This window comes from Terribacillus saccharophilus, from assembly GCF_002272745.1.
In the GTDB taxonomy this organism is placed as follows: Bacteria; Bacillota; Bacilli; order Bacillales; family Amphibacillaceae; genus Terribacillus; species Terribacillus saccharophilus_B.
In genome coordinates, this window is sequence record NZ_NPBD01000020.1 from 42,953 (window position 1) to 55,115 (window position 12,163).

At 44.1% G+C, this 12,163-nt stretch carries 17 protein-coding genes; 4 read left to right on the forward strand and 13 right to left on the reverse strand.

From position 1 onward, the window contains the following. Nucleotides 1-4: 4 nt before the first annotated feature. Both CHH58_RS17835 and metG read right to left on the reverse strand, forming a co-directional pair. Complete coding sequence (locus CHH58_RS17835; protein ID WP_095231277.1) at nt 5-775, reverse strand: TatD family hydrolase; 771 nt, start codon at nt 773-775, stop codon at nt 5-7. A gap of 68 nt (nt 776-843) precedes the next feature. Next, complete coding sequence (gene metG / locus CHH58_RS17840; RefSeq protein WP_095231278.1) at nt 844-2,802, reverse strand: methionine--tRNA ligase; 1,959 nt, start codon at nt 2,800-2,802, stop codon at nt 844-846. Between the two features lie 461 nt (nt 2,803-3,263). On the opposite strand from metG, the gene CHH58_RS17845 reads away from it, so the two are divergent. Then, the gene (locus tag CHH58_RS17845; RefSeq protein ID WP_038562480.1) at nt 3,264-3,542 is read left to right on the forward strand and encodes an AbrB/MazE/SpoVT family DNA-binding domain-containing protein; all 279 of its coding nucleotides are present in this window, start codon (nt 3,264-3,266) and stop codon (nt 3,540-3,542) included. A 36-nt stretch (nt 3,543-3,578) separates the two neighbouring features. Here CHH58_RS17845 and rsmI read toward each other — a convergent pair whose 3' ends face one another. The 11 genes from rsmI to CHH58_RS17900 all read right to left on the reverse strand — a co-directional run bounded on the left by rsmI (nt 3,579) and on the right by CHH58_RS17900 (nt 10,860). Further along, on the reverse strand, nt 3,579-4,454 hold the full coding sequence (rsmI, locus tag CHH58_RS17850) for a 16S rRNA (cytidine(1402)-2'-O)-methyltransferase (protein ID WP_095233798.1): 876 nt from the start codon (nt 4,452-4,454) through the stop codon (nt 3,579-3,581). Beyond that, nucleotides 4,432-4,716, reverse strand: coding sequence for a GIY-YIG nuclease family protein (locus CHH58_RS17855; protein ID WP_095231280.1), 285 nt, complete (start codon nt 4,714-4,716; stop codon nt 4,432-4,434). Before CHH58_RS17855 ends, rsmI begins: the two co-directional genes overlap by 23 nt. Continuing rightward, entirely contained in the window at nt 4,703-5,446 is a 744-nt protein-coding gene (locus CHH58_RS17860) for a tRNA1(Val) (adenine(37)-N6)-methyltransferase (RefSeq protein WP_141235033.1), read from the reverse strand. The genes CHH58_RS17855 and CHH58_RS17860 overlap by 14 nt, the downstream gene beginning before the upstream one ends. Before the next feature lie 74 nt (nt 5,447-5,520). Beyond that, the gene (gene yabA / locus CHH58_RS17865; protein ID WP_095231282.1) at nt 5,521-5,871 is read right to left on the reverse strand and encodes a DNA replication initiation control protein YabA; all 351 of its coding nucleotides are present in this window, start codon (nt 5,869-5,871) and stop codon (nt 5,521-5,523) included. A 15-nt stretch (nt 5,872-5,886) separates the two neighbouring features. Beyond that, complete coding sequence (locus tag CHH58_RS17870; protein WP_095231283.1) at nt 5,887-6,711, reverse strand: PSP1 domain-containing protein; 825 nt, start codon at nt 6,709-6,711, stop codon at nt 5,887-5,889. Nucleotides 6,712-6,719: 8 nt separating this feature from the next. Beyond that, nucleotides 6,720-7,706, reverse strand: coding sequence for a DNA polymerase III subunit delta' (gene holB, locus CHH58_RS17875; RefSeq protein ID WP_095261604.1), 987 nt, complete (start codon nt 7,704-7,706; stop codon nt 6,720-6,722). Between the two features lie 24 nt (nt 7,707-7,730). Further along, nucleotides 7,731-8,168, reverse strand: coding sequence for a YaaR family protein (locus CHH58_RS17880; RefSeq protein ID WP_095231285.1), 438 nt, complete (start codon nt 8,166-8,168; stop codon nt 7,731-7,733). Nucleotides 8,169-8,186: 18 nt separating this feature from the next. Beyond that, the gene (locus tag CHH58_RS17885; RefSeq protein ID WP_038562504.1) at nt 8,187-8,516 is read right to left on the reverse strand and encodes a cyclic-di-AMP receptor; all 330 of its coding nucleotides are present in this window, start codon (nt 8,514-8,516) and stop codon (nt 8,187-8,189) included. Nucleotides 8,517-8,543: 27 nt separating this feature from the next. Beyond that, nucleotides 8,544-9,182 (reverse strand): dTMP kinase, encoded by a 639-nt coding sequence (gene tmk, locus CHH58_RS17890; protein WP_095231286.1) that lies wholly within the window; start codon nt 9,180-9,182, stop codon nt 8,544-8,546. Then, nucleotides 9,179-10,606 carry an aminotransferase class I/II-fold pyridoxal phosphate-dependent enzyme gene (locus tag CHH58_RS17895; RefSeq protein ID WP_095233796.1) on the reverse strand — a complete coding sequence of 476 codons (1,428 nt, stop codon included), beginning with the start codon at nt 10,604-10,606 and terminating at the stop codon, nt 9,179-9,181. The genes tmk and CHH58_RS17895 overlap by 4 nt, the downstream gene beginning before the upstream one ends. Nucleotides 10,607-10,677: 71 nt before the next feature. Further along, nucleotides 10,678-10,860 (reverse strand): sigma factor G inhibitor Gin, encoded by a 183-nt coding sequence (locus CHH58_RS17900; protein WP_095231288.1) that lies wholly within the window; start codon nt 10,858-10,860, stop codon nt 10,678-10,680. A 309-nt stretch (nt 10,861-11,169) separates the two neighbouring features. Here CHH58_RS17900 and CHH58_RS17905 point away from each other — a divergent pair, with 309 nt between their 5' ends. Genes CHH58_RS17905 through CHH58_RS17915 form a run of 3 tightly spaced genes read left to right on the forward strand, consistent with a single transcriptional unit; the run spans nt 11,170 to nt 12,124 of the window. Next, a complete protein-coding gene (locus CHH58_RS17905) occupies nt 11,170-11,733 on the forward strand; it encodes a sigma-70 family RNA polymerase sigma factor (protein ID WP_095231289.1) in 564 nt (187 codons plus the stop codon). Then, the gene (locus CHH58_RS17910) at nt 11,730-11,882 is read left to right on the forward strand and encodes a YvrJ family protein (RefSeq protein ID WP_084160723.1); all 153 of its coding nucleotides are present in this window, start codon (nt 11,730-11,732) and stop codon (nt 11,880-11,882) included. The genes CHH58_RS17905 and CHH58_RS17910 overlap by 4 nt, the downstream gene beginning before the upstream one ends. A gap of 2 nt (nt 11,883-11,884) precedes the next feature. Further along, on the forward strand, nt 11,885-12,124 hold the full coding sequence (locus tag CHH58_RS17915) for a helix-turn-helix domain-containing protein (protein WP_095231290.1): 240 nt from the start codon (nt 11,885-11,887) through the stop codon (nt 12,122-12,124). Nucleotides 12,125-12,163: the final 39 nt, after the last annotated feature.

The following is a 12,163-nucleotide window of genomic DNA, read 5'->3' on the forward strand; positions in this document are numbered from 1 at the left end:
CCCTCTATGATTTGATTTGATATAGTCTTTCTGCATTTCGCATTGTCAGCTCTGCCAATTCCTCGTAACCAATGCCGCGCAGCTCAGCAATCTGTTCAGCTACAAGCTTCACGTAAGCAGGTTCATTGCGTTTACCGCGGTTAGGGTGAGGTGCCAGATACGGACAATCTGTTTCAATCAGCAGCCGATCTGCTGGTACCATTTTCGCTACTTCCTTCGGTGCCCTAGCATTTTTGAAAGTGACAGGCCCGCCAAGGGAAATATAGAAGTTCATGTCCAGAAACTCCTGCACAAGATCCGCTTCATCACTATAGCAATGCATGATGCCTCCGACTTCAGCTGCATTTTCTTCCTTCAAAATCGGAATGATATCCTGTGTCGCTTCCCGATTATGAATGATAATCGGCAGTTTGACGCGTTTAGCTAGTTGAATCTGCTTCCGCAGAACATCCTTCTGAATATCCTTTGGTGATTTGTCCCAGTGATAATCTAGACCCATTTCGCCGATCGCCACAACTTTTGGATGTGACGAAAGCTCCTCAATCCGATCAAGATCAGCATCTGTCATATCAATTGCATCAACAGGATGCCAGCCGATTGCTGCATAGACGAAATCGTATTTCTCCGCAAGCTCAATTGCCGAGGTGATTCCTTCCTCATCACAGCCAATAACTACAAGACGGGATACGCCCGCATCCATCGCCCGCTGCAACATCTCTTCGCGGTCTTCAGCAAACTGCTTATCATTAATATGAGCATGTGTATCAAATAACATAGCATGATGTCCTTTCTATCTGTTAAAAAAGGAAAAACGCTTGCGTGCAAGCGTCTCCCCCTTGTTTATTATTTTACGATTGATCCATTCGGCAAATCCTGCTCCACTGATGCCAACGCAAGCTTACCGTCTGCACTTTCACCGGACAGAATCATCCCTTCGGACATCTCCCCACGAAGTTTAACAGGCTTCAGATTTACCACACAAATCACTTTCTTGCCGACAAGCTCTTCTGGTGTATAATGCTCTGCAATACCAGAAATAACCTGACGCTTCTCTGTTCCCAAATCAAGCTGGATCTTCAATAGCTTATCTGCTTTCTTCACTTTATCAGCAGCAATAACCTCCGCCACGCGGAACTCCAGCTTCGCAAAGTCCTCGTACTGCACTTCCGGAAGTGAAGCCGATTCCTGCTCCTTTTTCGGCTGTGCTTTTTTCTCTGGTTCAGGAATTTTCATCATGTTCTTAATTGCTTCCACTTCTACCTTTGCATCCAGACGAGGGAAGATCGGGCCTTCTTTCTTCACTTGACGGCCTGTTTTTACTTCTGTTGTCAGAAGCGTATCCCAGTCTTGGCTTGCTTCTTCTACACCAAGTTGCGCAAAGATCTTAGCTGGTGTTTCAACAAGGAATGGACGAAGCAAAATAGCTACTTGGCGCAGCACTTCTGCAAGGTGAGCAAGCACGTTTCCAAGACGATCTGCTTGGGCTTCGTCTTTTGCCAACACCCAAGGCTTCGTTTCATCGATATATTTATTTGCTCGGCTAACTAGCTGCCAAATTTTCGCAAGAACAACGGAAAACTCCATGTTCTCCATTCCTTCTTCTACTTCCTTGACTGTTTGTTTCGCCATTTCTTCGAGCGCCTGCTCGAATTCCGTCTCTCCTGCAACATAAGCTGGCACAATACCTTCTTTGTATTGGCTGATCATAGCTACTGTACGGTTCAGCAAGTTGCCAAGGTCATTTGCCAGGTCAAAGTTCGTACGATCGACGAAACCTTCCGGCGTGAACACACCGTCTGCACCGAATGGTACTTCACGAAGCAAGTAGTAGCGAAGCGGGTCAAGACCATAGCGATCCTTCAAATCAACTGGGCTCACGACATTTCCTTTTGATTTACTCATCTTGCCGTCTTTCATTAGAATCCAGCCGTGTGCGAATACTTTCTTCGGCAGCGGCAGATCCAATGCCATCAGCATGATCGGCCAGTAAATTGTATGGAACCGGACAATTTCTTTACTCATCAAATGAACATCCGCCGGCCAGTATTTCTGATAAAGACTATCATCATCAGAACCATATCCAAGTGCCGTAATATAATTGGATAGCGCATCTATCCATACATAAATAACATGCTTCGGATTCTCCAGCACTTTCGGTCCCCATTCAAATGATGTACGGGAAACTGCCAAGTCTTCCAAACCAGGCTTGATGAAGTTGTTAATCATTTCATTCTTCCGGCTCACAGGCTGGATGAACTCAGGATTTTCTTCATAATACTTCAACAGGCGGTCAGCATACTTGCTAGTCCGCAAGAAATAAGATTCCTCTTTTACGCGATCGACCGGGCCGCCGCAGTCCGGACATCTGCCATCGTCCAACTGTGTTTCCGTGAAAAAGGATTCACAGGAAGTACAGTACCAGCCTTCGTATTGATCCAGATAAATATCATCCTGTTCCAATAGTCTGGAGAAGATTTTCTGTACGGTTTCCTTATGACGCGGTTCAGTTGTGCGGATGAAATCTGTATTGGTAATCTCAAGCGTCTTCCATAAAGCTTTGATATCTTTTACGATGTTGTCCACATATTGCTGCGGTGTTACACCTTGCTCTTCTGCTTTGCGCTGGATTTTCTGACCATGCTCATCCGTGCCTGTCAAATACGCGACATCATATCCGCGCAGACGCTTATAGCGAGCCATCGCATCACCAGCTACTGTCGTATAGGCATGTCCGATGTGCAACTTGCCACTCGGATAATAGATTGGCGTTGTAATATAAAACGTTTTATTCTCTTTCTGCATCTGCTTACCCTCCATTAAGAAAAAAGCCCACCTGCGTGAGCTACTCGTATCGCTATTACACTTATCTCTATTGTAGCGACTTTCCGACATAAATTCCAATCCAGCAAGAAATTTTTTCTTTCCTGTTGCGACATAAAAATAAGCACATATACGTATTTCTATGGTAATAATCCGACACATTAAGCAAATGTGTCGAATTATGTCGAGTATTCGACAGAACTCTCCTATCATCTTTCTATTTAGATATCCCTATTTAATTTACTCTTTTTACATATACAACCATTATAATAGTATCAAATACCCACTATATTCCCTTTCTTCTGTTTTTGTTGCCAGCAACATGCTAAACTTCAAGATTTTTGAATTGACACTTATGTCAATGACTGGTACGATAAGCAATAGTTAAATTGTCGAATAATGACGAATAAACATATATAAACACCCGAGAGGAGAAACATTATATGAAATCAACAGGTATTGTACGTAAAGTCGACGAATTGGGAAGAGTTGTTATTCCAATCGAATTGCGCCGCACACTAGGAATCAATGAGAAAGATGCTTTGGAAATCTACGTAGATGATGACCGCATCATCCTTAAAAAATACAAACCGAACATGACTTGCCATATCACTGGTGAGATCTCCGATGACAACTTGTCTTTGGCTAACGGTAAACTAGTTCTTAGCCGCGAAGGTGCAGAAGAGCTAATCAACGAAATTCAAACACGTCTGAACAAATAATAAAAAACCGCTCCGGTATGGAGCGGTTTTTCTTTTTTACTCAACATGATAAGCTTGATACACATCTCGTTTAGGAAGCTGACGATCTACAGCTACTTGCTTGATCGCTTGCTTTGAGGGTAATTCTTCATTTTCTATATACCAATTGACATGCTCTTGCACACTCATATCCTGCCAAAAAGTCTGAACTTCTTCAATCTGCTCTGCTTCTGAAGCTCCTTCTACAACAAGGCAGAACTCGCCCCTCACTGTTTCAGAGGAAGCCCATTCCTTTGCTTCTTGTATAGTTCCTCGCAGAAACTCTTCATATCGCTTTGTCAGCTCTCTGCCAAGCGCTATCCTTCTGTTCCCAAAAACCTCTTTCAAGGCAGCGAGTGTTTCCTTCAAGCGGTGCGGACTTTCATAGAAAATCAGAGTTGCCCCCACTTTGCGCAGCTTCTCCAATTCCCCAGTCAATTCCTTCTTCTTCCGCGGCAGGAATCCATAAAATTGATAAGCATCTGTGGAAAGACCTGACCCGACTAGTGCGACAAGCGCCGCATTTGCCCCTGGTAGTACGACGACCGGGTAGTCAGCAGCTGCCGCTGCTTGAACCAATTCCTGACCCGGATCGCTAATAGCCGGCATACCAGCATCGCTAACAAGACCAACATCTTTCCCCTCTTCCAGCAAATCGAGAAGCATTTGCTCTCGTGCTTTCCGATTGTGTTCATGGTAACTGATTAGCGGTGTTGGAATTTCAAAATGGTTGAACAGTTTCTTCGTATTCCGTGTATCCTCTGCTGCGACAGTATGTACTTGTTTTAAAGTTTCCAATGCTCTTAACGTAATATCCTGCAGGTTGCCAATTGGCGTCGGAATAATGAACAGTGTGCCTGTCTGATGTTCTTCAAAGCTTTTCTGTGATTGCATACGCGTTGCCTCCTTTCTGAACAAGAGCCCATTTTCGATGTTTCGGAAGCTGCTTGATCCTATATTCTTCCCGCAGGGCAGCTTGCCTTGAGTCAAAAAAACGGATATAAACAAGGATGAATGGGCCCCTGCCTTTTGTATATTTTGCCCCTTTACCAGTAGCATGCTGCTTTAATCGTTTCGCGAGTGCGTTTGTATATCCAGTATACAAACTTCCGTCCTTGCATTTCAGCATATAAACCATATGCTCACTTACAGCCATACAGGATTTCCTCTAATTCTTCTGTATATCCTCCACCTTGCTTATGAGAATATAGAGGCGGCAAAATCTTTAAACCAGGATTGCCATTACGGACCCCTTCTATAAGGAGGATATTTGCTTCTTTCCCAGGCTTCGGATAGACAAGCCGCATCCGTTTTGGTTCGATTTTCTGCTCGCGCATGCTAGTGACAATATCCAACAGCCGATCCGGACGATGAACAAGGCTGACCTTACCGCCTGGTTTTACGAGTTTCCGGCATGCTAGAATAACATCATCCAACGTACACATAATTTCATGGCGAGCAATGGTCAAGTGCTCATTTAGATTCTGCTCGTTTTTGCTTGGTGTCTTGAAATAAGGAGGATTACATGTAATTGCATCAAAAGGACCGTTTCCTAAAACAGCTGGCATCTCTTTCAAATCACCATGTATCATCTCCACTTGATCCTCCAGCTTATTCAACGCAACATTTCGCACCGCCATATCATAAAGACGCTCCTGAATCTCGACACCTGTTACCTGCGCTTTTGTCCTTTTGCTGAGCAATAAAGGAATCACAGCATTACCGGAGCATAAATCCAGTATTCTTCCTTTCGAAATTGGGATTGATGCAAAATCAGCCAGGAGCACTGCATCCAATGAAAAGGCAAATACAGTCGGACTCTGAATAATGCGCATGTTTTCATCAGCAAGCAGATAATCCAGCCGCTCATCCCCTTTTAATTCCACCATACACTTAATTCCCTTCTTATTTTTTTACAAAAAAGGACCTTCCCTACTAAATCGTAAGAAAGGCCGCCACATCATTTATTCTTATTCAAGAACGTCAAACAGAACAAGCAATCTTCATTACGTCTCGGACTGCCGAAATGCACATTACAGATATGGAAACCTTCTTCATATAAACGCGCCAGGTTATCATATCCTTCGCCAATCTGTGCATCCTTGGACGGTGAGCCTTTGCTGCCGGCTTTCTGTTCCTGTTCAGCTTGGCCATCTAGACGATTGCGCAGGTGATGGTTTTCTACCGTCAGACGGTTATTCTCTTCCAATAGCTTCGCTACATGACCCTTTACATCGCCCAACTGCTTGTACAGCTGTCCGATTTGCTCTTCCATCTGTGTGACATGCTCCAGTATTTCCTTCTTGTTCACCGTCTCTCCACCCCATTAATCCATGGCTTGCGTTGAGATAACTCCTTCTTCGATCAGTTCATCTAAGGTATACTCAATAACCCGTTCCTTTTCCGGCACTTCAATCTGAATCAACCGTTCCAAAATGTTCAAGCCGACTACCTTACCCGATCCGTAGGAAGTCCGAATCGCTTCACCCAAATCCGGAAGCTCACGTTTCGCCTCTTCATACTCATCATTTTCATACTTCAGACAGCACATCAGCCGTCCGCATAGACCGGAAATCTTCGCTGGATTCAACGATAGATTCTGATCTTTTGCCATCTTGATTGATACCGGCTCAAAATCACCCAGGAAAGTGGAGCAGCAAAGCATTCTGCCGCAAGGACCAATGCCGCCTAGCAGCTTCGCTTCATCTCGCACCCCAATTTGTCTAAGTTCAATTCTAGTCTTGAAGACTGCAGCCAGATCCTTCACCAGGTTCCGGAAATCGACCCGGCCGTCTGCTGTGAAGTAAAAGATGACTTTATTTCGGTCGAAGGTATATTCGACTTCGACCAGGTTCATGTCGAGCTTATGCTCTCGAATCTTCTTCTCACAAACCTTATGTGCCTGCGCAGCGTTCTCTGTATTTTCCGCCACGGTAAATTTATCTTTGTCTGTTGCGATACGAATTACCTTTTTCAGAGGAAGGACGACATCCTCTTCATCCACTTGCTTATCTGCAAGCACAACTCGTCCAAATTCTACGCCGCGAACAGTCTCTACAATAACATAATCGTCCAAAGCAACCGAAAGTTTGCCCGGATCGAAGTAATAGATTTTACCCGCCTTTTTAAAACGGACACCAATGACTTGCATCTACCCATTCACCTCTGCATCTGAAGTGTTAATTTTTCCATAACAAGTGCAGGATGGACATTCTGGTCTAATTGGCGTTTCGCTTCCATAACGGACTGCAAGCTATCAGTAGCTCGCTGCCTCGTCCAATGGCGAAGGCTGTTCTCAAGCCTGTCTTTCTCCTGTATATAGATAATGGAATCCGGCCTGTCAGCATAAAGATAGATAATGTCTTTAAACCACAATAATAGCAGATGTAACGCCAGCTGCTGCAGCTCGCGATCCTTCATCACAGGCATCCATTGACTATGGATAAACAAAAGCGCTTCGTTAGGCCTGGTTTCCAGCACTTCTACTAATTGTACCACTAGTTTTCGCGCTTTAGCAAACCACTCTTGACCGGAAATCTCCATTGCTTCCTCATAATTCTGCGTCAGCTGGGACAAAAGTCGGGCTGTAGATTGCGGAAGACCTTCCGAAATCAGTAATTCCTCGAACTGTCCTTCATGCAAAGGCTGCAGTGCGAGGATCTGACATCTGGATTGAATTGTCTGAAGCAATGCCTGACTATTTTCCGTCAATAGGATTGCTGTTGTATGAGCACCAGGTTCCTCTAGAAACTTGAGTAGGCGATTGGATGCATTGGCTGTCATTTTATCTGCGTCTTCCATTACGTATACCTTACGATTGGATTCCATACCGGTATAGGAAAATTCCTTTTGCAGCTGGAGAATCTGATCGTTTTTTATAGAGGCACCATCTGGCACGATCCAATGGAGATCCGGATGGTTGCCAGAATCGATGCGGCGGCAATCCTTACATGCATTGCAAGGCTCTGCGTCCTTGCGGTTCTTACAAAAGATACTCTTGGCAAACAAGCGGCTCAATGCTGATTTGCCAGTTCCACGCGATCCTTGGAATATGTAGGCATGAGAAATACGGTCGCGTTTCAGGCTGTTGACGAGCATTTTACTGACAACAGGCTGTTTTGTAGACATTTCAGCCCAATTTAACATAACGTTCTTCCTTTATCAGTTACTTCACGTGTAAAGATTGAAAAGGAGCCCTTTGATCTCTCCGATCAAACCGAGGACACCGATTTGCTGCTTCTCCTGATCCATCAGAATTTCGGTCAGCTCCATCAGTTTCTCATCGATCAGCCGCACAGTCGTGAGCTTCCTGGACCCATGCTGGTTCCAGGAATGCTCATGGTGTAGCTCCATCCCGTTGTCCTTTACATCTTCCATGAACTTCTTAATCTTACGTTTATACAAAGCAAGCTCCCGGAACGAACGCGTACGCGCGAGCCGTTCCCCTTGCTTGGTAATGTCTGTGATCAGCTGCTGCAGTTCCTGTCCCTGCAGTTTCCTGCTTTGGGACTGCACCAGATCCTGGAACCTTTTAGGCTCAGCTGGTGCCTGTGACTTATTCTTACGTGCAGCATCGAGCTGCGCACGTAAATCCGGACCGATTTTCAACGGTATTGTCTCCTTTGTTTAGAACTTTATAAAGGAATCGACAGGAAGTACGAAAACAGTAGCTCCGCCAACCTCTACTTTAACAGGGTTCGGGATATAGGAATCCGCATTGCCTCCCATTGGAGATATCGGCGCCACCATCTGATTGCGCTGACTGCAGTTGTCCTTGATAATATCTAGCACATCATCGACTTGATCATCCTCACAACCAACCATAAGCGTCGTATTCCCTGCTTTTAGGAAACCACCTGTAGTGGATAGCTTAGTCGTCTTGAAATTCTGATCTCCGAGTGCATCTGTCAATCTGTTGCTGTCTTTATCCTGAATAATTGCTAATACTAGTTTCATCTTATTTCCTCCTCCATGTCTTTTCCATCACTTTTCTTTATCTTGCAAAAAAGCCATGATCGCTTGCACAGCACTTTCAGCTACATCAGCAAGCGGTTTGGAAGCATCAAGTGTCACATAGCGGTCCTTGTATTGTTCCCGAAGAATCTGATAACCTTCATAAACACTTTCATGGAAGGATAATGCTTCCAAGTCCAACCGATTCTGTTCTCTACCTTTATTCTCCGAAATTCGTGCTAATCCTGCTTCTGGTGAAATATCAAAGAATAATGTCAAATCCGGCATGGTAGTTTCAACAGCAAATCGATTGATTTCCATCACTTCCTCCATCCCAAGACCGCGTGTATAGCCCTGATAAGCCAAACTACTGTCTACAAAACGATCGCATAGTACGATCATTCCCTTTTTCAGCGCTGGCCACACCTTTTCAACCAGATGCTGTCTTCTGGCAGCTGCATAAAGCAGTGCTTCTGTACGGCCATCCATGCTCGTATTGGCTGGATCCAGGATAACTGCACGGATTGCCTCCGCTATCTCGATTCCGCCCGGCTCACGTGTGGCAAGTACCTGATAGCCTTGTTCTTCTAAACGAGCTGTCAAAAGCGATACTGCAGACGTTTTGCCCGCACCTTCTCCGCCCTCCAGCGTAATAAACAATCCTGTCAAAATAATTCTCCTTCGTTTGTGCCTGTATACGTAAGCACCCCTTCTTCGATATGTTCATTTTGAAAAGAGATGCTGCTATTCTTCCACAATTGTATCATTTCCACATGCTGTTTTGTTATGATTTCTCCTTTTGCCAGTACCGGTATTCCTGGCGGATAAGGAATAATTGATTCTGCTGCAATACAGCCGACAGCCTCGTCCCAATTTACAAAGACTGGCTGCTGCTCTTCCATCTCTGCATAACTTACAGCAAGCTCCTGTATCGGCTCAGAGAAAAGATGAGCTGCTTGGACAGGGCTGATAGAAGCTGGTTCCTTCATATCTTCTATAGCTGTTCTGACACGATCCAAATCGCCTTCTGTTAGTATTTCTAATCCATGGACAAGCAAAATATGCCGATCTGTTACTAATTCTGGATAGATACCGGATGACTCCAGCATATTAGCAAGCTGTCTCGGCTGATAACCCGTCCCTACACGCAAAACGATCTTCAGCCAATCACCATCCTGGCTTTCCACTTCCCATAGATCCGACGCAGAAAGCAGTTTTCGAAAAGCTTTAACAGCAGTATGAAGGTTATCCATTTCCTCTGCTGTACGAGTAGCCAGGTACTTCCTGGCTGTATCCAACGAGGCAAGGAGCAAATAAGATGGACTGCTGGACTGTAGCATCCTCAAGTAACGGTCAACGGAAGAGATGGAGATATACTCGCTATTCAGATGAAGATAGGAACTCATCGTGAACGCAGGCGCCATTTTATGAGCGGACTGGACGACAACATCTGCTCCAGCCTCTAATGCGCTTAAAGGGAGTGTCTTGGCAGTCTTTAAATGTACTCCATGGGCCTCATCTACTAAAATAGGTATCCTGCTCGCATGCGCCATCTCAACGATTTCTTTCAAATCAAATACCGTACCGAAATAGTCCGGATACGTCAATATGAGTGCTTTTGCCTCCGGATACCTTTGAATTGCCTTTTGTATCGTATGCTTCGTGGGATGAGTATATCTCTCTTTCTCTTTATCATATGCAGGCGCCAGAAAGACGGGCTTTGCTCCAGCGAGCTCCAATCCGTTCAGTATCGATTTATGGCAGTTGCGCTGTACGAGAACTATTTCATTTCTTTTGATGCTTCCGAGAATCATTGCTACATTTCCAACTGTACTTCCACTGACTAGGAAACGTGTATGCTTTGCACCAAAATAAGACGCAGCTAATTCTTGCGCTTCTGCTATAACACCTTCTGGAGCATGAAGATCATCCAACCCCGTTAGCTCCGTCTGATCGAGTAATGCAGCGGTTCGAAAGAATGATTCCTCCTCAAATAGCATTCCATGTTTATGTCCTGGCACATGGAACGATATTGGATCCTGTTTAGCGAACTGTACCAACCTATCGTATAGCGGCGTATCTAACTGATTCATTTGATTCTTCCTTTGAGCTTTTTCACTTATTATACGCACACATACAAAAAGAAAAAAGCCTAGCTTAGGCTTTAGTGAAATGTCATTTGATTCAAGTTACGAAGTTTTTTCACAAAATAGTGATATTGTACTTCTTTCGGTTCTGTCTGGACGATTTTCTGTTCACATTCTCTGCAGATAAATAAGCGATAAAGATGTATACCTTCTTGTTTCTCTTCGTCACAAATACCGCATAAGCATTTTTTGCTCAACATTCTCCACCTCCGTTAGGTTAGTTTCTCCTAAACTAACGAACATCATACCTGCTAATCTTGTAATCTAAGTTTATCTTCAACTGGCAGAGATGTTGTTTGTACGGTTTGTACGTATTGACGTTGTCATATGAGGTACTGATTTCCTTTTATAAACTATAGGAGAATAGGAAACTTGCTTATGAATACTGCAACAAGCAGCGCAGATGGACAAGCAGGTTGGGACTATTCGAAAAAGTCTTTTCAAAAAGGCTGATTTTTTTTACACTAAAATAGAACATACGTTCGTTTTTGGTTGAAAGGGGGAACATAATGATGTGCAGCAAGGAGAAACCCAAACAAGGAAAATTTCATCCAAATGCAGCCTTGATGCAAGGATTCCTGAAAGAAGAACAGCACCGCATTGTTTACGAACAAGCAGAGCGTTATCCTTCCGAGGCAAACCTGCGAAAGCTTAATGCTGCTTTTCAGCAATTTTATACAGAAATACAATTAACCAATTATCTTACGACGACACTTAGCTATTATGCGAGAAATTACAGCAAACAAGCAGCAGTACTTCAAGGCAGGGAATTAACAGTCCTTGATCAGCCAGCAAGCGAAGAACAAGAAACCAGCAAAAAGGAGATGCTCGTAGCCAAGGAAGATCAGACTGTGTACAGCTGGGAACAGGCCATTCATGATCCTGTTCTCTTAACTGCTATTCAGGACTTGCCTACTAAACAGAAACAATATTTAGAGCTGCATTTTATCCATCAGCTGACTCATACTGAAGTTGCTGAGAAACTGGACATCTCCCAGCAAGCTGTTTCAAAGTCAATTCAATCTGCACTTAGGAAACTCCGTTCAGTCTTGCCGAAAGGAGACGCGCCATGACGACAGAAACCATTATTTCTATGATCGGTAACCTTGGCTTTCCTATAGTAGTCTCATTTTATTTGCTCATACGTCTTGAGCAGAACATTAAGCGCCTGGAGCAAACACTGCAGGCGCTAATAGAACAGATTCAAAAAGGAGGAAACTAAAATTGAACACATTACTTGAACTTACAATTAAAGCAAAGGCGGAAGATAAAGCTGCACTGGAAACTATGCTTATCCGATTTCAGCCAAAGATTCGGAAACTGAGCAGTTCTGCACCATATGCATGGAAAGAAGATATGGAGCAGGAGCTGTATATCCAGCTAATCAAAGCCATTCATCGATTTGAAATTCAAGAGGTGGAGCCTCAGTGGAAATTCTCTCATCAATTTCATTCCGCAATATAAAAAAATCCCTGATCCTTATTGGATCAGGGATTTCATCTT

Coding starts and splice junctions, on each gene's coding strand:
- CHH58_RS17835 (WP_095231277.1), bottom strand. CDS start 775: ATGTTATTTGATACACATGCTCATATTAATGATAAGCAGTTTGCTGAA.
- metG (WP_095231278.1), bottom strand. CDS start 2,802: ATGCAGAAAGAGAATAAAACGTTTTATATTACAACGCCAATCTATTAT.
- CHH58_RS17845 (WP_038562480.1), top strand. CDS start 3,264: ATGAAATCAACAGGTATTGTACGTAAAGTCGACGAATTGGGAAGAGTT.
- rsmI (WP_095233798.1), bottom strand. CDS start 4,454: ATGCAATCACAGAAAAGCTTTGAAGAACATCAGACAGGCACACTGTTC.
- CHH58_RS17855 (WP_095231280.1), bottom strand. CDS start 4,716: ATGGCTGTAAGTGAGCATATGGTTTATATGCTGAAATGCAAGGACGGA.
- CHH58_RS17870 (WP_095231283.1), bottom strand. CDS start 6,711: ATGCAAGTCATTGGTGTCCGTTTTAAAAAGGCGGGTAAAATCTATTAC.
- holB (WP_095261604.1), bottom strand. CDS start 7,706: ATGTTAAATTGGGCTGAAATGTCTACAAAACAGCCTGTTGTCAGTAAA.
- CHH58_RS17885 (WP_038562504.1), bottom strand. CDS start 8,516: ATGAAACTAGTATTAGCAATTATTCAGGATAAAGACAGCAACAGATTG.
- CHH58_RS17895 (WP_095233796.1), bottom strand. CDS start 10,606: ATGAATCAGTTAGATACGCCGCTATACGATAGGTTGGTACAGTTCGCT.
- CHH58_RS17900 (WP_095231288.1), bottom strand. CDS start 10,860: ATGTTGAGCAAAAAATGCTTATGCGGTATTTGTGACGAAGAGAAACAA.
- CHH58_RS17905 (WP_095231289.1), top strand. CDS start 11,170: ATGATGTGCAGCAAGGAGAAACCCAAACAAGGAAAATTTCATCCAAAT.
- CHH58_RS17910 (WP_084160723.1), top strand. CDS start 11,730: ATGACGACAGAAACCATTATTTCTATGATCGGTAACCTTGGCTTTCCT.